Consider the following 22,601-nt stretch of genomic DNA (forward strand, 5'->3'; position numbering starts at 1 on the left):
AACGAATCGTCTATGTCCTCCGGCTCCATCGCGTCCTCCCGCCATCCTGATCGCCGGGAGGCATTGCGCCTCGGCCTTGGTCTCGCCGGCGGGGCCGCGCTCGGCCTGCCGGCGAAGCCTGTTCTCGCGCAGGAAAAGCCCTTTCCGCAGGTGGCCATAGAGGCGGTCCTGGCGGAGGGGCAGCCGTTCAATCCCGCCCGCGTGGCGGAGGTGGCAAGCGCCATTGCGCGCAAGGCCTACGTCGCCCCACCGACGACCCTTCCTGACACCCTGGCCAACCTGTCCTTCGAGGACTATTCGGCCATCCGCCTGCGGGAGACGGCGCGCGTGTGGGCCGGCGAAGGGCGCAGCTTCTCGATCGAGCCGCTGCATCGCGGCTTCATCTACACGAATGCGGTGACCATCTATGTCGTCGAGGACGGCACCATCCGCCGCGTGGCCTATGATCCGAGCCGCTTCGTGTTCGGCGCCGCCCAGCAGCTGCCGGCCGATGTCGGCAGTCTGGATTTTTCTGGCTTTAAGGTGTTCTTCGGCTCCGGGCGCGAGCCCAAGCGCGAGGTCGCCGTCTTCCAGGGCGCGACCTTCTTCCGCGCCATCGCCTCCGGCCAGAACTACGGCATTACCGCGCGCACACTCGCATTGCAGCCGGCGGACTCGCGCGGCGAGGAATTTCCGCTGTTTCGCGCCTTCTGGATCGAGCGACCCGCGCCCGGGTCCGACAGCCTCGCGGTGCATGCGCTCCTCGATGCGCCGAGTGCGGCCGGCGCAGTGCGCTTCACGCTGCGCCCCGGCGACATGACGATCACCGACGTCGAAGTGGCGCTCTTCCCCCGCACGAACCTCGACCACGTCGGCATCGGCGCCATGAACGCGACCTATGTCTTCGGGCCGAACGACGGCGCGGCTGACGACGTGCGCGTGGCCGCCTACGAGGTCAAGGGCCTGCAGATCCTGAACGGCCAAGGCGAATGGATATGGCGCCCGCTGTCCAACCCCGAGACGCTGCAGATCTCCGCCTTCATTGACGAGAACCCGCGCGGCTTCGGCCTGTTGCAGCGCGATCGCGACTTCTCGGCCTTCCAGGACGACCTGCGTCGCTTCGAGCTGAGGCCGAGCCTGTGGCTCGAACCCTTCGGGGAATGGGGCAAGGGGAGCGTGCAGCTCATCGAGGTGCCGACGGATTCGGACCGCAACGACAACGTCATCGCCTACTGGCGCCCGGCCGAGCCCTACAAGGCCGGCGAGGAAGCGAGCATCTCCTATCGGCTCTTCTGGTGCTGGACGCCGCCGGAGCGCCCGCCGCTCGCCACCGTCGCCAATACCCGCGCAGGCCGTGGCGGTTCCGGCAACAGGCGGCGCTTCGCCATCGACTTCGTCGGCGAGCGCCTCGCCGACCCTGCCGCCATTGTCGAGATCAAGCCGTCTCTTTCGGCTACGCCCGGCCAGATTCTCGATCTCAGATTGTGGTCTTATCCGGAAAGGCGCACACTGCGCGTGACTTTCGAGCTTGATCCAGGAAACGAGATGGCTTCCGAGCTGCGCCTGCTGCTGGAAGCGGCTGGCAAAGCCGCGAGCGAGACGTGGCTATATCGTTGGACGCCATGACGGACCACGCTGATCCGCGCCCGATGACGACGATCCTTCCCGATGCGATGCCGCCCGAGGCGCCGCTCGCCATGCCGACCCAATCGCTGCGGCGCTTCGAGCCGAGCAAGGAGCGGCGCCGGCCAATCCGGCGCTTTGCCGTTCCCTGGCTCGCCCGGCTCGCCGTCTTCGGCGGCGGTGCCGCCCTCACCGCCTATGGCGTGTGGGAGATGGTTCAGGTCGTGTCTGTCAGCCGCACCACTGTACTGCAGTGGGTGCTGGTCGCACTCTTCTCCGTTAATTTCTCGTGGATCGCGCTGGCCTTCAGTTCCGCCGTCGTCGGTTTCATCGCCCTGCTGTGGAGCCGGCGTCCCTCGCAGGCACCGACGACGCTCACGCGGCGCACCGCCGTCGTGATGCCGATCTACAACGAATCGACCGCTCGGGTCTTCGCCGCGGTCGCGGCCATCCGCGAGTCGATCGAGGAAACCGGGCTTGGTTCCCATTTCGACTATTTTCTGCTTTCCGACACCACCGATCCCGATGTCTGGATCGCGGAGGAACGGGCCTTCCTCGCCCTGCGCCAGCGTCTCGGGCCCGATGCCCGCCTCTATTATCGCCACCGGCCGAAGAATACGCACCGCAAGGCGGGCAATATCGCCGATTTCGTGACGCGCTGGGGTGGCAGCTACGATCACATGCTGGTGCTCGACGCCGACAGCCTGATGACCGGCGACTGCATCGTGCGCCTTGCCGCGGCGATGGAAGCCGATCCGGATGCCGGCATCATCCAGAGCCTGCCACTTGTCATCAACCGCAATACGCTGTTTGCGCGCCTGCAGCAGTTCGCGGCGCGCATCTACGGTCCGGTCATCGCCAAGGGCCTCGCGGTCTGGATGGGGCGCGACGGCAACTACTGGGGCCACAACGCAATCATCCGCACCGCCGCCTTCGCGGCCCATTGCGGCTTGCCGGACCTGCCGGGCAAGCCGCCGTTCGGTGGCCACATTCTCAGCCATGACTTCGTCGAAGCGGCGCTCATCCGCCGCGCCGGCTGGTCCGTCTACATGCTGCCGGAGCTGGAGGGCAGCTACGAGGAGAGCCCACCCTCGCTCATCGATGTGGCCGCGCGCGACCGCCGCTGGTGCCAGGGCAATCTTCAGCACATGCGCGTCATCGGTGCGCGGGGACTGAAGCTCGCCAGCCGGCAGCATTTCGCGACCGGCATCATGTCCTATCTCGCCTCGCCCTTCTGGCTCATGCAACTCGTGGTCGGCCTCGTCCTCGTGCTGCAGACCCGCTACGTGAAGCCCGAATATTTCACCAGCGAGTTTGCCCTGTCGCCGATCTGGCCACGTTTCGACGCGGAGCGGGCGCTCGCGCTCTTCGCGCTGACCATGGGCGTGCTGCTGGCACCGAAGGTTTTCGGCCTCACCCTCGCCCTGCTCAGGGGCTCCATCCGGCGCCCGAGTGGTGGTGGCCTGCGGCTCGTTCTTTCCGCCCTGATCGAGATCTTGCTGTCGGCCATGCTGGCGCCGATGATGATGCTTATCCAGTCCGGGGCGGTGTTCCAGATCCTCGCGGGGCGCGACACCGGCTGGCAGCCGCAGCGGCGGGACGACGGGTCGGTCCCCTTCCGCGACATCGTGCGCCGCCATCGCATGCATGTGCTCCTCGGCATCGTCACGGGCGTCTCGGCCTTCCTCATCTCGACCTCGCTGTTCGCCTGGATGTCGCCGACCATCCTCGGTCTCGTGCTCGCCATCCTTCTTTCCTGGCTCAGCGGCACGCTGGCGGCGGGGCTCGCCCTCAAACGCTGGGGCCTCCTGCTGACACCGGAGGAAGCGGTGCCGCCGCCGATCGCGCTGCGCGCCGCCGAACTCACCAGGGAACTCGCCGCGAACGGTTTCGACGAGGCCGATGGTCTGCGCGCCATTCATGCCGACCCGGCCTTGCGGGCGGCGCACGAGGCGATGCTGCCGCCCGCGGAACCACGCCGGCGCGGTGCGATCGATGCGGAGCGCGCTCTGGCACAGGCCAAGCTTGTCGACGCCCGGTCCATCGACGATGCTGTAGCCTGGCTGCGGCCGAAGGAACGTATGGTGCTGTTGCACGACCGCGCGTTGGTGGCTCTGCTCGCCGGATTGCCGGGCGAGGCGCCGGCCGATCGTCAGGCCTACGACGAGGCGGCGGAATAACGGACACCCAACCGATGAGCGAAGGTGGGCGCAGTGGCGAGATCACGGCGGGGCTTCTGCTCAAGGCCTACGCCTGCGGCCTATTCCCGATGGCCGAGAGCGCCGACGAGCCGGGCCTGTTCTGGGTCGAGCCGCGTGAGCGTGGCATCCTGCCGCTCGACGACTTCCATTTGCCACGCCGCCTCGCGCGGAGCGTCGCCGCGGACCGGTACGAGATCCGCATCGACAGCGCCTTCGAAGCGGTCATCGCTGGCTGTGCCGCGGCGGCACCGGGCCGCGAGCGCACGTGGATCAACCGCCGCATCAGGTCGCTCTACGGCGAGCTCTTCGATCTCGGCCATTGTCACACCGTGGAGGTGTGGGACGACGGGAATCTGGTTGGCGGACTCTACGGCGTGGCGCTTGGCGGCGCGTTCTTCGGCGAGAGCATGTTCCACCGCACGCGCGACGCCTCGAAGATCGCCCTCGTCCATCTGGTCGCGCGCCTGCGCAGCGGCGGCTTCACGCTGCTCGACACACAATTCGTCACCGAACATCTGCGCCAGTTCGGCGCGACCGAGGTGCCGAAGAAGAAGTACTTGCAGATGTTGCAGAAGAGCATAACCACGGCAGCCGACTGGGACAGGCTTCCGCTCAACGCCCATCAGTTCGGCCGCTGCATCGTCTCAGCAATCCGATAGCCGCTTTTCAGCGGCGGCCGCGTCCACCGGGGGGCGGCAGTCGCAGCCCCGGTATGGGGTCGAGCGGCAGGACCACATGCGCGGTTCAGCCGCCGCGCGCCGGCGCCGGGGCATCGGCCGCGGGCTGGGCGGGCGGATCGGGAATGATCTCGGTGCCGCCGGTGCAGCCCGTCAGCCAGACATCGTAGACCGGATGCTCGATGCCGTGCAGGCCGGGCGAGGCCGCGAACACCCAGCCGGTGAAAATGCGACGGTATTCGTTGTTTACCGTCACCTCGTCCACCTCAATGAAAGCGGTCGTGTTGGGTGTCTCGGTGTCGGGGCGCGTGTAGCAGACGCGCGGTGTCAGCTGCAGGGCGCCGAACTGCACCGTTTCCTCGACGGCGACCTCGAACGAGACGATGCGCCCCGTGATCTTGTCGAGGCCGGAGAAGACAGCCGTCGGGTTGCTGATCTTGTCTGCGCTGGCGTGCGGGACGGCCAGCGTACTCAGCACCAGGGCGGACAGGAGGGGCACAGCCAAGCGCATCAACCAAGCCTCGTTCGCGGAAGACCGGCGTGCCCGCCGGCGCCACTGCCTCTCGGCACCGTGTCCCGGTTAACATGGCGGAGATGGTGGAAAAAGGGCGTGCGCACAGAAAATGACGGCAGCCGCGATGTTTGGTCCGAAGCATGGCCGCGACCTGGCAGACGGTTTCGCGCTCCTGATCGCTGACGGCGCCCCGCTGCGCCGCCCCGTGCTCTGGCGTCGCCAGAAAAGCTTCCGGAAAAACGAAACAGGGCCGCGATGGCGGCCCTGGATGAGAGAATCGAGCTTGTGGATGCGCCGCCGCTTCAGCTGCCCGGCGACCACGCCTGATAGTCGCCCGTGGCCGGCGGCCGGCGGCCGCTCGCGAGTGTCGAGCCGGCGGGACGGTAAGCCTTCGGGGTGCCGGTGAAGTTCGGCTTGTGCGGTTTCTGCCAGTCGCGCGGCTTGTAGTCTTCCTGCGTCGGCGGCACGTCCACCGTATGGTGCAACCACCCATTCCAGCCGGGCGGGGTCATTGAGGCTTCTGCTTCGCCGTTGTAGATGACCCAGCGCCGCTCGATGCCGAGCGCCGGATCCTTCCTGCCGCCGCGGGTCCGGTAATACTTGTTCCCGAACTCGTCCTCGCCGACGAATTCGCCATTGCGCCAGGTATGGAACCGCGTGCCAAGCGTCTGGCCGCTCCACCAGGTGAAGAACTGAAGCAGGAAGGTCTTCAAGGCTGACCCCGATCTCGTTGCATGGGCTGCGATCGCGGGCTGCGCCGCCGCGAAATCGCGCGGAATATGACCGTCTCGCCGCGCAATGTCCAGCTACGCCTTGCCGCAGGAGACGGCGGAGAATCGCCGCCGTTGGTGCCGGCCGTCCGTCAAGAGGGCATTGCTCCGGCCAGCTTCGCAGTCATTCACACCGGCCGGCGCGAGGCGGCGCCATTCCCCCTCACCCCACAACCGCGATTCGTTCGTTGGCCGGCATTGTTTTCAGCACCACTGAGGCTCCCGCCATGCCGCAACTTCCGGTCGGGAAGCTGCGTCGATAAACGCCCTTGAGATGCATGTCGCCCGCCCCCGCCATGCGCTGATCGCCGCCCGGCGCGTGGCTGCGGCACCCGCGCCTCGTTCAAGCATCACTTCAACGCGGGGTAAATCCTGCCACAGTTTTCGATACTTACGCAGAACGCACCACATCGTCCCCGTTGTTCACATCCTCGTCACAAGATATAGGGGGCGCGATGGCCTGTTCGCACTAATTCTTGACGAATAAGGCTTTCTGGCACTAGCTTAGGCGTTACGTCGCGGCGGCGTCGCACCGGCCGAAACCCGGCCGGAACAAATACCGCTCATGGGGTGGTGAAGGCAGCCGGGCGGCGCACGGGTCGTCCCTGGAGCGGTCTTTTCCCTCGCGGGACATGCGGTCGCCGGCGGCGGTTCACGATCGAGGCGGGTCGAACCTGCCCGAGGTTTAGAGGCAACAACAGAGCTGCGGGTGGGAGCCGTCGGTTGGCGGCTTCGAGGGCGGATTTCGCCCGGCTCATGGGGATGACGACAATGCGGATCGAGCGGCGATACACGAAGGCGGGCCATTCTCCTTATTCCACCATCGAGTTCCGGCTCGCGACCAGTGAGATCCGCAATCCCGACGGCTCGGTCGTCTTTCGCCTCGAGGGCATCAGCGTGCCCGCGTCCTGGAGTCAGGTGGCGACGGACGTGCTGGCGCAGAAATATTTCCGCAAGGCCGGCGTGCCCGCGCGCCTGAAGAAGCTCGAGGAGAACGACGTTCCCTCCTTCCTCTGGCGGTCCGTGCCAGATGATGAGGCCCTCGCCGCCCTGCCCGAGAACGAGCGCTACGGCTCGGAGACCTCGTCCACTCAGGTGTTCGACCGGCTTGCCGGCTGCTGGACCTACTGGGGCTGGAAGGGCGGCTATTTCTCGAGCGAAGAGGACGCCTCCGCCTTCCTCGACGAGTTGCGCTACATGCTCGCCAACCAGATGGTCGCGCCCAACTCGCCGCAGTGGTTCAACACCGGCCTGCACTGGGCCTATGGCATCGACGGCCCGGGCCAGGGCCACTACTATGTCGACCACACCACGGGCCGCCTGGTGAAGTCGAAGTCGGCCTACGAGCACCCGCAGCCGCACGCCTGCTTCATCCAGTCCGTCGCCGACGACCTCGTCAACGAGGGCGGCATAATGGACCTGTGGGTTCGCGAGGCGCGCCTGTTCAAATACGGCTCCGGCACCGGCTCCAACTTCTCGGCCCTGCGCGGCGAGGGCGAGAAGCTCTCGGGTGGCGGCAAGTCCTCCGGCCTCATGTCCTTCCTCAAGATCGGCGACCGGGCGGCCGGCGCCATCAAGTCGGGCGGCACCACGCGCCGCGCCGCCAAGATGGTGGTGGTCGACGTCGACCATCCCGACATCGAGGCCTATATCGACTGGAAGGTGAAGGAGGAGCAGAAGGTCGCGAGCCTCGTCACCGGCTCCAAGATCGTCAAGAAGCATATGAAAGCCGTGATGAAGGCCTGCGTGAACTGCGAGGCCGAGGGTGACGCATGCTTCGATCCGGAGAAGAACCCGGCGCTCAAGCGCGAGATCAAGCTCGCCCGCCGCGCCATGGTGCCCGACAACTACATCAAGCGCGTCATCCAGTTCGCCCGCCAGGGCTATTCGGACATCGCCTTCGACACCTACGATACCGACTGGGATTCGGAGGCCTATGCGACTGTCGCCGGCCAGAACTCCAACAATTCTGTCCGCGTCGACGACGCATTTCTCACTGCCGTCGAGGCCGACGGCGACTGGCAGCTTAAAGCGCGCCTCACCGGACGCGTCACGAAGACGCTGAAGGCCCGGGATCTCTGGGAGAAGATCGGCTATGCCGCCTGGGCCTCGGCCGATCCGGGCATCCAGTTCCACACCACCATCAACGACTGGCACACATGTCCGGCTTCGGGACCGATCCGCGCCTCGAACCCCTGCTCGGAATACATGTTCCTCGACGACACGGCCTGCAACCTCGCCTCGGCGAACCTCTTGCAGTTCTACGACCGTGCCTCGCGCCGCTTCGACATCGGCTCCTACGAGCACGCCTGCCGGCTGTGGACCGTCGTGCTCGAGATCTCGGTACTGATGGCGCAGTTCCCGTCGAAGGAGATCGCGGAGCTGTCCTACGAGTTCCGCACGCTCGGCCTCGGCTATGCCAATATCGGCGGGCTCCTGATGACCATGGGCCTGTCCTATGACTCCGACGAGGGCCGCGCCCTCGGCGGCGCCCTGACAGCCATCATGACGGGCGTCTCCTACGCCACCTCGGCCGAGATGGCGGGCGAGCTCGGGCCCTTTCCGGGCTACAAGAAGAACGCCCAGCACATGCTGCGCGTCATCCGCAACCATCGCCGCGCGGCGTACGGCAAGAGCGAGGGCTACGAGAAGCTGGCGACGCCGCCGGTGCCGCTCGACCACGCCTCATGTGGGAGGCTCGCCCAGGGCGAGGAATTCGTGACCCGCGCCAAGCACGCCTGGGACAAGGCGCTCGAGCTTGGCGAGCAGCACGGCTACCGCAACGCGCAGGCGACCGTGATCGCTCCGACCGGCACCATCGGCCTCGTCATGGATTGCGACACCACCGGCATCGAGCCCGACTTCGCTCTCGTGAAGTTCAAAAAGCTCGCAGGCGGCGGCTATTTCAAGATCATCAACCGCGCCGTTCCCGACGCCCTGCGCGTTCTCGGCTATTCCGAGGCCGAGATCGCCGAGATCGAGGCCTATGCGGTCGGCCACGGCTCCATTGCCCAGGCGCCCGCCATAAATCACGGCTCCCTGCGTGCCAAGGGCTTCATGGAAGAGAAGATCGCTGCCGTCGAGGCGGGCATGAAGTCGGCCTTCGACATCAAGTTCGTCTTCAACAAGTGGACGCTCGGCGAGGACTTCCTGCGCGACACACTCAAGGTGCCGGCCGAGAAGCTGAGCGATCCGGCTTTCGAGCTTCTGCCGTTCCTCGGCTTCTCCAGGGCCGAGATCGAGGCCGCCAACATCCACGTCTGCGGGGCGATGACGCTCGAAGGCGCGCCGCACCTGAAGGCGGAGCACTATCCGGTCTTCGACTGCGCCAATCCGTGCGGGCGCATCGGCAAGCGCTACCTCTCGGTAGAGAGCCACATCCGCATGATGGCGGCGGCGCAGCCGTTCATCTCGGGCGCCATCTCCAAGACCATCAACATGCCCAACGATGCCACGGTCGAGGACTGCAAGAGCGCCTATCTCCTCTCCTGGCGCCTGGCGCTGAAGGCCAACGCCCTCTACCGCGACGGCTCCAAGCTGTCACAGCCCCTCAATGCTGCCCTCATCGCCGATGAGGACGAGGACGAGGACGATGCGGTCGAGACGCTCGTCGCCCAGGCTCCGGTGGCGCGAGCGGCTCAGGTGGCCGAAAGGATCGTCGAGAAGGTGATCGAGCGCGTCGAGCGCGTGCGCGAGCGCGAGAAGATGCCCGACCGGCGCACCGGCTATACCCAGAAGGCCATCGTCGGCGGCCACAAGGTCTATCTGCACACCGGCGAATATGCCGACGGTCGCCTCGGAGAGATCTTCATCGACATGCACAAGGAGGGCGCCGCCTTCCGGGCGATGATGAACAACTTCGCCATCGCCGTGTCGCTCGGCCTGCAGTACGGCGTGCCGCTCGAGGAATATGTCGAGGCGTTCACCTTCACGCGCTTCGAGCCGGCCGGCTTCGTGCAGGGCAACCAGTCGATCAAGAATGCGACGTCGATCCTCGACTATGTCTTCCGCGAGCTCGCCATTTCCTATCTCGGCCGCCACGACCTCGCCCACATCGATCCGGGCGAGATCGGCCACGACGTGCTCGGCGGCGGCGTCGCCCAGGGCAAGGCCCCTGCCCCGCAGGCAACGGCGCCGCAGGTGGTCTCGCGCGGCTTCGTGCGCGGCCGGGCGACGAACTTCCTGTCGATCGCCGGTGGCGGCGACAGTCGCCCCGCTCCCACTGCCGGCCGTGGCTCCACGGTTGTCGCTCTCGCCTCCGGCGCGACGGCCCTGAAGGGCGAACCCGCCTTCGAGGAGGACGAGGAAACCGTGGGCGAGGCGCAGATGGCCGAGCTCGGCTTCGCCGCCCCCTCCCAGCCTGCGACGGGCACCGGGCGCTCCCTCGCTGACCGTCGCGCCGAAGCTCGCATGAAGGGCTACGAGGGCGAAGCCTGCCCCGAATGCGGTAACTTCACGCTCGTCCGCAACGGCACTTGCATGAAATGCGACACGTGCGGCGGCACGACGGGTTGCTCGTGAGCGGTGGGTGGTTGGTGGAACCCTCGGGGTTCCGTTTTCGGACCCAAAGTTCCGGATCTGTCGGGGGGCGCGATGAGCGCCCCCCACGCTGTAAATTTGTCATTCAGATTGCCGCATTGACGCAACAGTCCGCCGCGGTCACATGCGTCGGGGCTGCAACTGTCGGCAGTGGAACCGACCTGAGACCCTATTTTCCTCCGGCTTGAGAGAGCGTTCTGGTTTTCATTCATCCATAGTGGAGAAACGGCCGTCGCCGCATGGCCCATATGACGATGGGCGGCTGGTTGGGCGGCAGCGACGCGGGCGACGGCGACGAGGATGACCGTTAACCCAGAATTGCGGCCGGGCCGGTAAAGGCGCTCTTGACCTTCCCATGGTGGGAAGGCGCAGAGATGGCGCATGGTCCCTGAAACGGAGAGCGAGTCCATGTGCGGGTGCAATGCTCATCAGTCGCAGACAAACGTCGTTCCGCAGCCCGGCCGTGAGGTCCTGAGCCTGCGGGTGGAGGATATGACGTGCGGCCACTGTGCCGCTGCCATCAGCAAGGCGATCGAGACGGGCCTGCCGGGGACGCAGGTTGCGGTAGATCCGGCCTCCAAGCTCGTTTCCGTGCGAGGCGGAACAGACATCGCGGCGATCAAGGCGCTCGTGATCAAGGCGGGCTACACCCCGTCCACGGTCTGAGGCAGTCCTTGCCCGGTCGCGAGCCTCGCACGTCTCCGCCGCCTCAATCCTGATATGCTGTGGCGACCGCGTCACCGCCGCCAGAATTCCGGTCGGACGAAGTGTCCAGCCTTGCCATGACCAAGATCGCACTTATCGTTCATCCGATGCTGCAAGCATTTCGCAGATTGGTGATCCTCATCGCCGCCCTCGCCTTCTCGGCGACGAGCGTCGGCTGGGGCTATGCCAATACGCCCGGACAAATGCCTGCAGCAGGAGGCGCTGTGGCGGAGACGCCGCGGCATGCGCACGTTCATCACGGCCATGGCCAGGATGCCGACAGCGATCACGGCCCGGCCGCCGGCCAGGCCTGCCCCGCCACGAACGATGGCTCGTGCAAATCCGAGAGGCACCAGGGCGCTGGCATGAACTGCTGCGCCTTCGCCTGTCATCTCGCCATACCGTCGGCCGTTTGCACGTCGTCTCCGCACAGGATCGTCGGCGCCACCGAGCCGGCCTTCTTTCGCGTCGGCATCAAGGAAGCCCTCGCGGCACGCCTCGAGCGGCCGCCGCGATCGGGCAGCGCGCAAGCGTCGGCCTGATTCCGGCACCGGACCACAAGCGGTCCACCACATTCCCCGGATCCTGGCCGACCTCTTTCGCCGGTAGCCGTGTCACGTGCTGTCGTTGAGCGAGTGGTTCGTGGCGCGCCCGCGCCACCCGCGCCACCCGCGCCCTCGTCGGCCTGTCCGAGGTCCAATCATGAAAGCCTTTTTTGCGACGGCTTGCGCCGTCCTCCTGTCCGCATGTTCCGGCCCCCCTCCCATCACGGCGGGTGCCGATCCGGCCGATCCCGGCGCGCGGGTGCCGCCCCTGCGCTACGTGCCGGTGACGGCCGGCACGGCCGATTACCAGCCCGTCGCACCCCGGGCGTGGTCCAGGAGCAACGAGAGCGTCGCTCCCCGCGGGAGGAGCGAATGACGTCAGTAGCCCAACCCGATCCTGCCGTGCCGATGAAGCGCCTCGCCGCGGCCGGCGCGCTCGCCTTCGCCCTCGGCGGCTGCGCCGCCTTCACGCCAGACGGCGGCATGGGGCCTGTCGCGGCGCGGGTCTCCGCCGACCTCGGCAAGGACACGATCAAGATTGCCTCCGCAGCCGATGCCGCAGCGGCGCAGCAACGCGTCAAGGCACTGCTCGCCCGGCCGCTGACGGCAGATGGCGCCGTGCAGGTCGCGCTTCTCAACAACCGTGGCCTGCAGGCGGCGTACAATACTCTCGGCATCTCGGAAGCGGCCTTCGTTCAGGCGAGCCTGCCGCCGAACCCCGTCATCGGCATCGAGCGCCTGTCGACGGGCGGCGAACTCGAGATCGAACGGCGCCTCGTCGCCAATATCCTCGCGCTTCTCACGCTGCCGGCGCGCAGCGACATCGCGAAGACCCAGTTCGAGGCAGCCCGGCAGCGGGCCATCGAGGCGACCTTCCGCATGGCGGCAGAGACGCGGCGGGCCTATTATCGCACTGTCGCGGCGCGGCAGACGGTCGCTTTCCTCGACGAGGCCCGCACCTCGGCCGACGCCGCCGCCGACCTCACCCGCAAGCTCGGCGAGACGGGCGCCGCCAACAAGCTCGACCAGGCCCGGGCCGGCGCCTTCTACGCGGAGATATCAAACCAGCTGGCCGAGGCGCGCCTCGCGGCGGCGACCCAGCGCGAAGCTCTGACGCGCCAACTCGGCCTCTGGGGCGCGGACATCAACTACAGGCTGCCGGGGCAACTGCCGCCCCTGCCGCGGCTGAGGACGGCGAGACAGGTCGAGGAGGAGGCGGTGCGCCGGCGCGTCGACCTCATCGCGGCCCGCCTCGAGCTCGAGGCCATGGCGAAGGGCCTCGGGCTGAGCGAGGCGACGCGCTTCGTTTCCATGCTCGATGGCAGCCTGCGGCGGAACTACGAGCGCGTCACCGAGGACGGGCACAAGGAGAAGGCCTACCCGAAGGGCTTCGAGCTCGAGATCGAGATCCCCATCTTCGACCTCGGCGAGGTGAAGGTGCGGCAGGCGCGCGAGACCTACATGCAGGCGGTCAACCGCCTGCTGGAGAAGGCCGTCAACGTGCGGTCCGAGGCGCGCGAGGCCTATCTCGCCTATCGCGGCCGCCACGACATCGCCCGCCAGTATCAGAGCCGCATCCTGCCCCTGCGCAAGACGGTCAGCGAGGAGGCGCTGCTGCAATACAACGGCATGCTCATCGACGTCTTCGAGCTCTTGACGACCGTGCGCGAGAGCATCGCCAGCAACGTCGCGGCGATCGGCGCCAGGCGCGACTTCTTCCTCGCATCGGTCGATTTCGACACCGCCATCATTGGCGGCGGCGCCTCCGGCGGAGCCGGAGAAGGCCCCGTCGCGCTTGCGGCCGCCGAGGCCGGCGAACACTGAGAAAGGCAAAGCTCATGACGGTTTCCCGTCGATCGTTCCTCGGTGCCTCGGCCGCGCTCGTCAGCGCCGGTGCCGTCTCCGGCCGCGCCGCGGCCGCCTCCATCCCCGAGGCTCCCACCATGAAGGAGGCGGTGACGCAGCCGCCGCTCGTGCCGACGACCGGCCCGGACTACCAGCCGGTCGTCACGCTCAACGGCTGGACGCTGCCCTGGCGCATGAACGGCGAGTGGAAGGAGTTCCATCTCGTCGCCGAGCCCGTCGTGCGCGAGCTCGCGCCGGGCATGGTGGCGCATCTGTGGGGGTACAACGGCCAGTCGCCCGGGCCGACTATCGAGGCGGTGGAAGGCGACAAGGTGCGCATCTTCGTCACCAACAGGCTGCCCGAGCACACCACGATCCACTGGCACGGACAGATCCTGCCCAACGGCATGGACGGCGTCGGCGGGCTGACGCAGCCGCACATCAAGCCGGGCAAGACCTTCGTCTACGAGTTCGTGCTGACGAAGAGCGGCACCTTCATGTACCACCCGCATGCCGACGAGATGGTGCAGATGGCCATGGGCCTGATGGGCTTCTTCGTCGTCCACCCGCGGGATCCCGCCTTCCGCCGCGTTGACCGCGACTTCGTCTTCCTCATGTCCGCCTACGACATCGAGCCGGGCGCCTATGTGCCGAAGGTGGCGGAGATGACCGACTTCAATCTCTGGACCTGGAACAGCCGCGTCTTCCCCGGCATCGACCACATCGTGGCGGCCAAGGGCGACAAGGTGCGCATCCGCTTCGGCAATCTCACCATGACCAACCACCCGATCCACATGCACGGCTACGACTTCAAGGTCTCGTGCACGGACGGCGGCTGGGTGCCGGAGGAAGCCGCCTGGCCGGAGGTGACCATCGACTGCGCGGTGGGCCAGATGCGCGCCTTCGATTTCGTCGCCGACAAGGAGGGCGACTGGGCCATCCACTGCCACAAGTCGCACCACACCATGAATGCCATGGGCCACGACCTCAGGACCTTCATCGGCGTCGACAAGAGGGAGGTGGCGAAGAAGATCAGGAAGCTCGTGCCCGACTACATGCCCATGGGCACGGCCGGCATGGCGGACATGGGCGAGATGGAGATGCCGCTGCCCGACAACACGCTGCCGATGATGACGGGCTTCGCCCAGTTCGGCGCCGTCGAGATGGGCGGCATGTTCTCGGTGGTGAAGGTGCGCGAGGGGCTGGCGCGCGATGACTACAAGGACCCGGGCTGGTTCGAGCACCCGCCCGGCACCGTCGCCTACGAATGGACGGGCGCGCCGCCCGGTGCCGAGCGCGCCACACCCGCACCGACAGAAGGCGCTGCCGAATTCCGGGCCGTGAAGCCCGGCGGCGCATCCTCCCACGGCAACCACTGACCCCGATCATCGACCCCGGAGCAGACATGAAGATCCAGACGATCCTTGCCGCCCTTGCGGCCCTTTGCATACCGGCCGCGGCGCTCGCCGACGCCGGCCATTCCCGTGGCGACGAGCGCGCCTACGGCCAGCCGGGCGATCCGAAGAAGCCCGCCCGTATCGTGCAGGTGACAATGCGCGAAGCTGACGGCCGCATGGAGTTCGTGCCCCGCACCATCGAGGTGCGCAAGGGCGAGCAGGTGAAGTTCGTGCTGCGCAACAACGGCGCGATCGACCACGAGATCGTCGTCGCGACGCTCGCGGAAAACCTCAAGCATGCCGAGGAGATGCGCAAGAACCCTGACATGGAGCACGAGGATCCCAATGCCCGGCGTCTCGCCCCCAGGAAGACCGGCGAGATGGTGTGGAAGTTCACCAAGGCGGGCGAATTCGACTTCTCCTGCCTCATTCCCGGCCACCGCGAAGCCGGCATGACCGGCAAGATCATCGTCAAGTGACGAGAACCGAAGGAAGGATGACAAGGATGCGCAAATTCGCGATCGCCATAATCCCGTTTCTGTCCCTGTCCCTCGCCCCTGTCCTCGCGCTGGCGCAGGCTGCCCCTGTCGACGGTCAGGTGACGAAGATCGACCCGGCGCAGAACAAGGTCACCCTCAAGCACGGCCCGATCAAGAACCTCGACATGGATGCCATGACCATGGTCTTCGTGGTGGCCGACCCCGCCATGCTCAAGACCGTCAAGGTCGGCGACAAGGTCCGGTTCGAGGCCGACCGCATCAATGGCCGCATCACCGTCACGAAGATCGAACAGGCGAAGTGACCGCGCCATCAGGGGCGCTACCGGCGCGCCCCTTTCCGCGGCGAAGACGTCGTCGAGCGGATGCCGGGCGAGTGGTGTCTTTCGAGTGATCCCGAGTCGCGGGCGGCGCGACGCCTTGCGCAGTTTCAATCCGGCCGGCGAACGCTGATGGTCGCGCGTTCCCGACCGAGGCGGGGCTGGCATGGCCGCAATCGAATCCGGAGCCCCTCGTTAGTGCTCAGGCCATAGGCCATGGGTGCATCTTAAGGAGTAAACGGCACACAGATGCGCAGGAAATGTTTGAATTGGTCATACCAATCATTCCGTTGTAAAGTAGAGTTATTTTCGAACGAAAGCGACAGCATATATTTGTATTGCCTTCCATGTAACCTTCGGAAATCCTGCGCTGCCACACCGCACAGGAGGCTGCCATGCCCGTGGGAACCGATGATGATGACAGGCTTTACGGAACCAGGTTTGCCGATGTTCTTGAAGGTCTTGGAGGCAATGACGATCTCGTCGGCTATGCCGGCGACGACAGCCTTTTCGGCGGGGATGGCAACGACCGCCTGTGGGGTGGTCCCGGCGCCGACCTGCTCGATGGCGGCGCCGGCCGCGACACGGCGGTCTATCTCTCTTCGCTCGCCGGCGTCACGGTCGACCTGCGCCTCTCCGGACCGCAGGGGAGCGCCGGCGACGCCGCAGGCGACGTTCTTGTCGGCATCGAGAACATCACCGGCTCGCGCTTCGACGACGTCCTCATCGGCGATTCCGGGAACAACACGCTGCGCGGCGGCGCTGGAGCGGACATCATCGATGGCGGCGATGGCATGCGCGACAGGGCGAGCTACGCCTTCTCGCCTGAGGCCGTCGACGTCAACCTCGACCGCCCGGGACCGCAGATCGGCGGCGATGCCCAAGGCGACATGCTTTACAATATCGAGGACCTGACGGGCTCCAGCCATGACGACCGGCTGACCGGCGACAACCGGGACAACGTCATCAATGGCGGCGCCGGAGCCGACATCATCGACGGGCGCGGCGGTTCCGACACGGTGGAATACACCGGCTCGCCCAAGGGCGTGAACGTCGACCTGACGCGCAGCGGCCCGCAGATCGGCGGCTATGCCCAGGGCGACGTGCTGATCTCCATCGAGAACGTCTACGGCACCGAGCACGACGACTACATTGCCGGCAATTCCGGCGCCAACCGCCTGTCCGGTGGAGCCGGAAACGACGTCATCATCGGCGGGACCGGCTGGGGCTACGATCACATCAATGCCGGCACCGGCGACGACCTCGTGGTGCTGAACGGTGTAGGCCGCGCCGACGGCGGCGAGGGCATCGACCACCTCGTCCTCGACTTCCGCGCCGCGCAGACCCAGCTCGCGCCGGGCCCAGGTGGCAATTGGGAGTTCGTCGGCTTCAGCGCCACCCATAATGCCGATACGGGCGAGATCTACCTGTCGAGTCTCGGCGTCGGCAAGTCGGGAGCTGCGGTCGGTTTCGAGCAGCTGACCATCGAAGGCTCGACCGGCCGCGATTCCTTCATCGGCACCCCGGGCGCCGACGTGATCCGCGGCCATGAGGGCAACGACTTCATCAGCGGCGGCGGCGGCGCCGACTTCCTCGATGGCGGCACGGGCTTCGACCGGCTCATGATCGACGAACGCGATGCGACCGACGACCTCCTCGTCGACGTTGCCTCCGGCATCATCCCCGGCGGAGCGACGGCGATCGGTTTCGAGCACCTCGTCGTCATGACCGGATCCGGCAACGATACCGTCTACGGGCTCGACGGCGACAGCGGCCTCGGCAACCTGGCCGGCGTCACGCTGACGGGCGACTATTTCCTCCTCGGCGACGGCGATGACGTCGCCTATGGCGGCGCCGGGGGCGATCGCCTCGACGGCGAAGCGGGCAATGACCGGCTGTATGGTGAAGCCGGCAACGACCATTTTTACGGCGGCGACGGCGACGACCAGCTGTGGGGCGGCACCGGGGCGGACGTGTTCAATTACGTCGGCAACGAGACCGGCTACGACCGCATCGAGGATTTCGAGGACGGCAGCGACCGGATCCGCTTCCTCGGTGGACCTCTCACGAATGTCGACGAGGTCCTCGCCGCCTCGCGCGAGGTCGACGGCGGCGTGGCGATCGACTTCGGCGATGGCGGCATCTTCATCGCCGGCATCGAGCTGTCCGACCTCGATGCCGGAGGTTTCCTGTTCGGCTATTGATTCCCGGCGGGTCCGCCGGTCGGGGCACCGCGTCCTCGCGCCGGCGGAACCGGCACCTTCGTCGGCAGGGGCCGGCTGACGAGGTTCATCAGGATCTGCTCTGCCCGTCGGCCGATGGTGACCTCGCCGATCTCCGGCGTCTCGAACACCCGCTCTTCAGCCACGAGCGCGACCAGCTGGCGTGCGTTGTCGACCGTCACTTCGATGCGCCTGTAGGCCGCCACGCTCAGCGCCTGGGCCGCAATCACCTGGGCGATGAGGTCCTTGATGACGATCTTCTGTCGCATGTCCCCCTTGAAGGCCCCGTCCAGCATATTGATCGTCAACAGCATTGCCACGCCTCCCGCTTGCCCGCTGACCCTAGGAGGCCGTTTTGCCGGCGGCAGAACAAGTCAAATGCGCGCCATTTTCTTTACCGAGCGGAACCGGAGCGCCGCCGCCTGAAGAAGCCGACATGGTCGGCGCATGCCGGCCCCTGTCACGCTAGGAGGCCAAAACGTCCTCGATGCGGACCGGCAGGTTGCGCACGGATGCCGTCGCGTGGAAGATGGCATTGGCGATGGCCGGGGCCATGCCGACGAAGGCGATCTCCCCGATCCCCTTGACCCCGGGCGGATTGACGTGCGGGTCGACCTCGTCGACGAAATGCGCTTCCAGGTGCGGGATGTCGAGGTTCACCGGCATCAGGTAGTCGGCCATGTACCCAGGATCCCTTCTGGGCGCGAGGGTCTATTGGCTGCTCGTCGGCGGTGGCGTTATCGGGGTCCTCGCCCGCGCTGCGGGCTGGTGGAGCTTGCCGAGGTGCGCCGTGCACGTCGGATGCATCGTCTGGGCGCGCGGCCCCGGCCATCTCGCCGTCCTCGTCCGGACAGGCGTGAACGTCTATATTCGCGCGGGTTGCCTCGCGATGGCCGTCGGCGTCACCGGCTCGCACGGCGCTGTCCCAGTAAGCTTCCCGGGAAGCTCCCCAGGGACATCCGGCCGAATAGGCGCCGAGCCTCGCCGCGATCAACGCTCGGCAACGGGTGACCGGAGTCCGCCATGGCCAATGTCAGCCTGTTGTCGACCGCCACCGCCGTCCCGCCCTACACCCTCTCCCAGGAGGAGATCGCGCGCGCCGCCTGCGAGGTCTTCGCCCCGCAGATGCCCGACTTTGCGCCGCTCGCCGCAGTCTTCCACACGGCGGGCATCACCAAGCGCCACGTCACGCGGCCCCTCCAGTGGTTCCTCGAACCGCGCGGCTGGGCCGAGCGTAATGCGGCCTATCTCGACATGGCCTGCGACCTTTTCGTGGAAGCCGCGGCGACCGCGCTCGCGAGGGCCGGAATCACGCCACAGGATGTCGGCACCGTGGTCACCGTCTCCTCGACGGGCATCGCCACGCCCACGCTCGAGGCCCGTGTCGCCGGGCGGCTCGGGCTGCGGCCGGATATCGAACGGGTGCCACTTTTCGGTCTCGGCTGCGCCGGCGGCACCTCGGGCCTATCGGTGGCGGCACGCCTTGCCGGCTCCCGCCCCGGCGAGATCGTGCTCATGGTGACCGTCGAGCTCTGCAGCCTCGCCTTCCGGCTCGACAAGCTGACGAAGGAAAACATCGTCGCCACCGCCCTCTTCGGCGACGGGGCGGCTGCCTGCGTCCTCGCCGCGGACCGGGACGGCCTGGCTGTCATCGAGGCCTCGGGCCAGCATACCTGGCCGGACACGCTCGACATCATGGGCTGGAAGGTCGAGACGGAGGGCCTCGGGGTCATCTTCGACCGCTCGATCCCGCCCTTCGCCGAGGAGAATGCCGCCGCCGCCATCGGTGCCGTCCTGGCGCGCGGCGGCCTGGCACTTGCGGACATCGACCGATTCATTTGCCATCCGGGCGGCGCCAAGGTTGTCACGGCGCTCGAAGCATCCCTCGGGCTCGCTCCCGGCAGCCTCGATGCGGAGCGTGATGTCCTCGCCGATTATGGCAACATGTCCGCCCCCACCGTCTTCTTCGTGCTGGAGCGCATCCTCGCCCGTGGCCTGCCGTCGCGCGCCGCCCTCACCTCCATGGGACCGGGCTTTTCGGCAAGCTGCGTCGCGCTGCGCGCCGCATGACGCCGGCGATCATCATCCTCGCCCTCGTCACCGCCCAGCGGCTCGGAGAGCTCTGGCTCGCCCGGCGCAACACGCGCCGCCTCCTCGCCCGCGGCGGCCGGGAGCACGCGGCCGGCCATTATCCGCTCATCGTGCTGCTGCATGCCGCCTGGCTCGCGGGGCTCTGGTTCCTCGCCCACGACGCCCCGGTCGCACTGCCCTTGCTTGCCCTCTTCCTTGTCCTGCAGGGGCTGCGCCTCTGGATCATCGCGACGCTCGGGGAGCGATGGACGACGCGCATCATCGTCCTGCCCCCCGGGAAGCCGCTCGTCCGCTCCGGGCCCTTCCGCTTCATGGCGCATCCGAACTATGCGGTGGTCGCGGCCGAGATTGCCGTACTTCCGCTCGTCTTTGGCCTCGGCTGGTATGCGCTCGTTTTCTCGCTGCTCAACGCCGCCGTTCTCGCCATCCGCATCCGGGCCGAGAACGCCGCCCTGCGCTCGGTCGCCTGACGGCGGCTGCCTCAGCCGACCCGCGGCAGGCTGATGACCGCCCTGAGACCGCGCTGGCGGTTGGTGAGCACGACGTCACCGCCGTGATGGCGGGCGATGGCGCGGGCGATCGACAGGCCGAGGCCGACCCCGCCCGTCTCGCGGTTGCGCGAGCGCTCCATGCGGAAGAAGGGGGCGAAGACGCGCTCGACATCCTCGCGCGGGATGCCCGGCCCGTCGTCCTCGATGACGATATCGATGTTCTCGGCCGAGCGGTCGAGGTGGACACGCGCGCGCTCGCCGTAGCGGACGGCATTCTCGACGAGGTTGCGGATGGCGCGGCGCAGGGCGTCGGGCCGGCAGCGATAGCGGATCCGCGCGCCGTCGACGAAGGTGACGTCCTGGCCAAGCTCGGCGAGGTCGTCGCACAGGCTTTCCACCAGCGCCGAGAGATCGACCGTGCGCGTCGCCTCGACGGTCGCCTCCTCGCGGGCGAAGGCGAGCGTCGCCTCCGTCATGGTCTGCATCTCGCCGATCGTGTTCAGCATCTTCTCCTGCACCTCGGTGTCGGAGACGAATTCGGCGCGCAGCCTGAGCGACGTGAGAGGCGTGCGCAGGTCGTGGCCGATGGCCGCGAGCATGCGCGTGCGATCCTCGACGAAGCGCTGCAGGCGCTCCTGCATGCGGTTGAAGGCAACCGCCGTCTGGCGGATGTCGTCCGGCCCGGATTCCGGCAGCGGCGGCACGGATTCCCCGCGCCCGAGAGCCTCCGCCGCAACGGCGAGCCGGCGCATCGGCCGGGCGATGCCGCGCGCGACGAACATCGCGATGATCGACAGCACGCCGGCGGTGATGGCGAGCGAGACCATCGATTGCGAGGTCCAGATCGAGCCCGGCATGGCCTTGGCGTAGGCCGCGTTGAGCCAGGTGCCGGTATCGAGCCCCACGGCAAGCCCCATGCCATTGCCGTCGTCGAAATAGAGAAACTTCGCCGGCCGCGACAGTGGCCACGCATGGGCCGGCAGGTTGACCCAGGGGCCCGGCGCGTCTGCGGCGATGGCGGCGATGTTGCCCGCCCTCGCCTCCTCGACGCCTTGCGGCGCCGGCAGCGCCTTCGGGCGGCGCATCAGTGTCGGCAAGGGCGTGGCGAGCCGCACCTGCGCGTCGCGCTGCCAAGCGAGCGTGTCCGCCGGCTCGTCGCCCGAGATCCAGAAGCGCGTATAGGCCGTGGCGCTGGCGCTCAGGATATCGTCCTTGAGCGAAGCGGGCGTTGCCTCGAGCACGCGGGCGAGCGAGGCGGCACGGCTCAGGAACTCGCTCTTGGCCGCGGCCTTCAGCGCCTGGCTGCGCTCGTCCCAGGAGATCAGGAAGCCGATCCCCTGCGACAAGGCGAGCGCCAGCAGCATCAGGACGATGATCTGGGCAGCGAGGCTGCGCGCCCACAAGCGGCTCATGCCTCCTCCACTTCGGCGGCGAAACTGTAGCCGCCCCCCCAATGGGTCTTGATCAGCATAGGGTTCTTCGGATCGGCCTCGATCTTCTTGCGCAGGCGGCTGACCTGGTTGTCGATGCTGCGGTCGAAGCTCTCCGCGGCGCGTCCCACGGTGAGGTCGAGCAGCTGGTCACGGCTCAAGACCATGCCGACATGATCGAGAAAAGCCTTGAGCAGGCGGAACTCGGCCGTGCTCAGGGCGACCGCGACGCCATCCTCGCCCACGATCTCTCGCCGGCCGACGTTGAGGACCCACCGGTCGAAACGGAGCGTGCGCGCCTGCAACCGGTCGCGCCGCTGCGGCGGCAGGCTGTTGACGCGCCGCAGCACCGCCTTGATGCGGGCGAGCAGCTCGCGCGGGTTGAACGGCTTCGTCAGATAGTCGTCGGCGCCGATCTCGAGGCCGATGATGCGGTCCGTCTCCTCTGCCATGGCCGTGAGGAGGATGATCGGCAGGTCGGTGGTGCTGCGTAGATGCCGGCAGACGCTGAGCCCGTCCTCGCCCGGCATCATGATGTCGAGCACGACAAGATCCGGCGCGCCGCGTTCGAGCAGCCGGCGCAGCGCAGTCGCGTTCTCGGCCACGCTGATGCGATAGCCGTGCTGGGCGAGGTACTTGCCGACGAGATCACGGATGTCGCGATGGTCGTCGACGACGGCGATGTGCGGTGTCGGTTCCATGGAGCGCTCCACGCCCCCTAGATACGTTAGCCGGCTGCTGCCGCGCTCGAAAAA

Annotated in this window: 18 protein-coding genes and 2 pseudogenes; 14 read left to right on the forward strand and 6 right to left on the reverse strand. The window is 67.2% G+C overall.

Annotation, left to right across the window (positions count from 1 at the left end; all coding sequences use genetic code 11):
- Window positions 1-12: 12 nt before the first annotated feature.
- From ASC46_RS05235 to aat, 3 genes are read left to right on the forward strand one after another with little or no spacing between them, the layout of a single operon-like run.
- Window positions 13-1,605, forward strand: coding sequence for an OpgD/OpgG family glucan biosynthesis protein (locus ASC46_RS05235; RefSeq protein WP_055458231.1), 1,593 nt, complete (start codon window positions 13-15; stop codon window positions 1,603-1,605).
- Between the two features lie 23 nt (window positions 1,606-1,628).
- Window positions 1,629-3,782 (forward strand): glucans biosynthesis glucosyltransferase MdoH, encoded by a 2,154-nt coding sequence (gene mdoH, locus ASC46_RS05240; RefSeq protein ID WP_096335335.1) that lies wholly within the window; start codon window positions 1,629-1,631, stop codon window positions 3,780-3,782.
- A gap of 14 nt (window positions 3,783-3,796) precedes the next feature.
- A complete protein-coding gene (aat, locus tag ASC46_RS05245) occupies window positions 3,797-4,462 on the forward strand; it encodes a leucyl/phenylalanyl-tRNA--protein transferase (RefSeq protein ID WP_055458232.1) in 666 nt (221 codons plus the stop codon).
- Between the two features lie 97 nt (window positions 4,463-4,559).
- Here aat and ASC46_RS05250 read toward each other — a convergent pair.
- Window positions 4,560-4,991 (reverse strand): annotated as a pseudogene (locus ASC46_RS05250) (DUF2155 domain-containing protein); the annotation flags it as partial.
- A gap of 305 nt (window positions 4,992-5,296) precedes the next feature.
- Window positions 5,297-5,707 (reverse strand): NADH:ubiquinone oxidoreductase subunit NDUFA12, encoded by a 411-nt coding sequence (locus ASC46_RS05255; protein ID WP_055458234.1) that lies wholly within the window; start codon window positions 5,705-5,707, stop codon window positions 5,297-5,299.
- 828 nt (window positions 5,708-6,535) lie between these two features.
- Between ASC46_RS05255 and ASC46_RS05260 the strand changes: the two genes are divergently transcribed.
- The 9 genes from ASC46_RS05260 (at window position 6,536) to ASC46_RS05295 (ending at window position 17,816) form a co-directional block, all read left to right on the forward strand.
- Window positions 6,536-10,285: a vitamin B12-dependent ribonucleotide reductase gene (locus tag ASC46_RS05260; protein WP_055458235.1), complete on the forward strand. Its 3,750-nt coding sequence runs from the start codon at window positions 6,536-6,538 to the stop codon at window positions 10,283-10,285.
- A gap of 399 nt (window positions 10,286-10,684) precedes the next feature.
- Window positions 10,685-10,969 carry a heavy-metal-associated domain-containing protein gene (locus ASC46_RS05265; RefSeq protein ID WP_245280472.1) on the forward strand — a complete coding sequence of 95 codons (285 nt, stop codon included), beginning with the start codon at window positions 10,685-10,687 and terminating at the stop codon, window positions 10,967-10,969.
- Between the two features lie 116 nt (window positions 10,970-11,085).
- Window positions 11,086-11,550: a hypothetical protein gene (locus ASC46_RS05270; RefSeq protein ID WP_055458236.1), complete on the forward strand. Its 465-nt coding sequence runs from the start codon at window positions 11,086-11,088 to the stop codon at window positions 11,548-11,550.
- Between the two features lie 160 nt (window positions 11,551-11,710).
- Complete coding sequence (locus ASC46_RS20760) at window positions 11,711-11,929, forward strand: hypothetical protein (protein ID WP_072249431.1); 219 nt, start codon at window positions 11,711-11,713, stop codon at window positions 11,927-11,929.
- Complete coding sequence (locus ASC46_RS05275; protein ID WP_055458237.1) at window positions 11,926-13,377, forward strand: TolC family protein; 1,452 nt, start codon at window positions 11,926-11,928, stop codon at window positions 13,375-13,377. The genes ASC46_RS20760 and ASC46_RS05275 overlap by 4 nt, the downstream gene beginning before the upstream one ends.
- A gap of 14 nt (window positions 13,378-13,391) precedes the next feature.
- A complete protein-coding gene (locus ASC46_RS05280) occupies window positions 13,392-14,777 on the forward strand; it encodes a multicopper oxidase family protein (RefSeq protein WP_055458238.1) in 1,386 nt (461 codons plus the stop codon).
- A gap of 26 nt (window positions 14,778-14,803) precedes the next feature.
- Window positions 14,804-15,274, forward strand: a complete 471-nt coding sequence (locus ASC46_RS05285; protein WP_055458239.1) for a cupredoxin domain-containing protein — start codon at window positions 14,804-14,806, stop codon at window positions 15,272-15,274.
- 26 nt (window positions 15,275-15,300) lie between these two features.
- Window positions 15,301-15,597 carry a copper-binding protein gene (locus ASC46_RS05290; RefSeq protein WP_055458240.1) on the forward strand — a complete coding sequence of 99 codons (297 nt, stop codon included), beginning with the start codon at window positions 15,301-15,303 and terminating at the stop codon, window positions 15,595-15,597.
- 410 nt (window positions 15,598-16,007) lie between these two features.
- Window positions 16,008-17,816, forward strand: coding sequence for a calcium-binding protein (locus tag ASC46_RS05295; protein ID WP_055458241.1), 1,809 nt, complete (start codon window positions 16,008-16,010; stop codon window positions 17,814-17,816).
- Here ASC46_RS05295 and ASC46_RS05300 read toward each other — a convergent pair.
- Window positions 17,810-18,148, reverse strand: coding sequence for a hypothetical protein (locus ASC46_RS05300; protein WP_055458242.1), 339 nt, complete (start codon window positions 18,146-18,148; stop codon window positions 17,810-17,812). The two genes, ASC46_RS05295 and ASC46_RS05300, sit on opposite strands and share 7 nt — an antisense overlap.
- Window positions 18,149-18,299: 151 nt before the next feature.
- A pseudogene (locus ASC46_RS05305) lies at window positions 18,300-18,518 on the reverse strand (hypothetical protein); the annotation flags it as partial.
- Between the two features lie 339 nt (window positions 18,519-18,857).
- Between ASC46_RS05305 and ASC46_RS05310 the strand changes: the two are divergent.
- Both ASC46_RS05310 and ASC46_RS05315 read left to right on the forward strand, forming a co-directional pair.
- Window positions 18,858-19,904 carry a type III polyketide synthase gene (locus tag ASC46_RS05310; RefSeq protein WP_055458244.1) on the forward strand — a complete coding sequence of 349 codons (1,047 nt, stop codon included), beginning with the start codon at window positions 18,858-18,860 and terminating at the stop codon, window positions 19,902-19,904.
- Complete coding sequence (locus ASC46_RS05315) at window positions 19,901-20,395, forward strand: isoprenylcysteine carboxyl methyltransferase family protein (RefSeq protein ID WP_055458245.1); 495 nt, start codon at window positions 19,901-19,903, stop codon at window positions 20,393-20,395. Before ASC46_RS05310 ends, ASC46_RS05315 begins: the two co-directional genes overlap by 4 nt.
- Window positions 20,396-20,406: 11 nt before the next feature.
- On the opposite strand, the gene ASC46_RS05320 is transcribed toward ASC46_RS05315, so the two are convergent.
- Window positions 20,407-21,828: an ATP-binding protein gene (locus ASC46_RS05320; protein ID WP_055458246.1), complete on the reverse strand. Its 1,422-nt coding sequence runs from the start codon at window positions 21,826-21,828 to the stop codon at window positions 20,407-20,409.
- Entirely contained in the window at window positions 21,825-22,547 is a 723-nt protein-coding gene (locus ASC46_RS05325; RefSeq protein WP_055458247.1) for a response regulator, read from the reverse strand. Before ASC46_RS05325 ends, ASC46_RS05320 begins: the two co-directional genes overlap by 4 nt.
- Window positions 22,548-22,601: the final 54 nt, after the last annotated feature.

The organism is Chelatococcus sambhunathii (assembly GCF_001418005.1).
Classification (GTDB): Bacteria; Pseudomonadota; Alphaproteobacteria; order Rhizobiales; family Beijerinckiaceae; genus Chelatococcus_A; species Chelatococcus_A sambhunathii.

Excerpts from the sequence above, each read along its gene's own strand:
- mdoH (WP_096335335.1), top strand. The coding sequence starts at position 1,629 with ATGACGACGATCCTTCCCGATGCGATGCCGCCCGAGGCGCCGCTCGCC.
- ASC46_RS05260 (WP_055458235.1), top strand. The coding sequence starts at position 6,536 with ATGCGGATCGAGCGGCGATACACGAAGGCGGGCCATTCTCCTTATTCC.
- aat (WP_055458232.1), top strand. The coding sequence starts at position 3,797 with ATGAGCGAAGGTGGGCGCAGTGGCGAGATCACGGCGGGGCTTCTGCTC.
- ASC46_RS05315 (WP_055458245.1), top strand. The coding sequence starts at position 19,901 with ATGACGCCGGCGATCATCATCCTCGCCCTCGTCACCGCCCAGCGGCTC.
- ASC46_RS05285 (WP_055458239.1), top strand. The coding sequence starts at position 14,804 with ATGAAGATCCAGACGATCCTTGCCGCCCTTGCGGCCCTTTGCATACCG.
- ASC46_RS05275 (WP_055458237.1), top strand. The coding sequence starts at position 11,926 with ATGACGTCAGTAGCCCAACCCGATCCTGCCGTGCCGATGAAGCGCCTC.
- ASC46_RS05265 (WP_245280472.1), top strand. The coding sequence starts at position 10,685 with ATGGTCCCTGAAACGGAGAGCGAGTCCATGTGCGGGTGCAATGCTCAT.
- ASC46_RS05300 (WP_055458242.1), bottom strand. The coding sequence starts at position 18,148 with ATGCTGTTGACGATCAATATGCTGGACGGGGCCTTCAAGGGGGACATG.
- ASC46_RS05290 (WP_055458240.1), top strand. The coding sequence starts at position 15,301 with ATGCGCAAATTCGCGATCGCCATAATCCCGTTTCTGTCCCTGTCCCTC.
- ASC46_RS05295 (WP_055458241.1), top strand. The coding sequence starts at position 16,008 with ATGCCCGTGGGAACCGATGATGATGACAGGCTTTACGGAACCAGGTTT.
- ASC46_RS05270 (WP_055458236.1), top strand. The coding sequence starts at position 11,086 with ATGACCAAGATCGCACTTATCGTTCATCCGATGCTGCAAGCATTTCGC.
- ASC46_RS05280 (WP_055458238.1), top strand. The coding sequence starts at position 13,392 with ATGACGGTTTCCCGTCGATCGTTCCTCGGTGCCTCGGCCGCGCTCGTC.
- ASC46_RS05310 (WP_055458244.1), top strand. The coding sequence starts at position 18,858 with ATGGCCAATGTCAGCCTGTTGTCGACCGCCACCGCCGTCCCGCCCTAC.
- ASC46_RS05320 (WP_055458246.1), bottom strand. The coding sequence starts at position 21,828 with ATGAGCCGCTTGTGGGCGCGCAGCCTCGCTGCCCAGATCATCGTCCTG.
- ASC46_RS20760 (WP_072249431.1), top strand. The coding sequence starts at position 11,711 with ATGAAAGCCTTTTTTGCGACGGCTTGCGCCGTCCTCCTGTCCGCATGT.
- ASC46_RS05325 (WP_055458247.1), bottom strand. The coding sequence starts at position 22,547 with ATGGAACCGACACCGCACATCGCCGTCGTCGACGACCATCGCGACATC.
- ASC46_RS05235 (WP_055458231.1), top strand. The coding sequence starts at position 13 with ATGTCCTCCGGCTCCATCGCGTCCTCCCGCCATCCTGATCGCCGGGAG.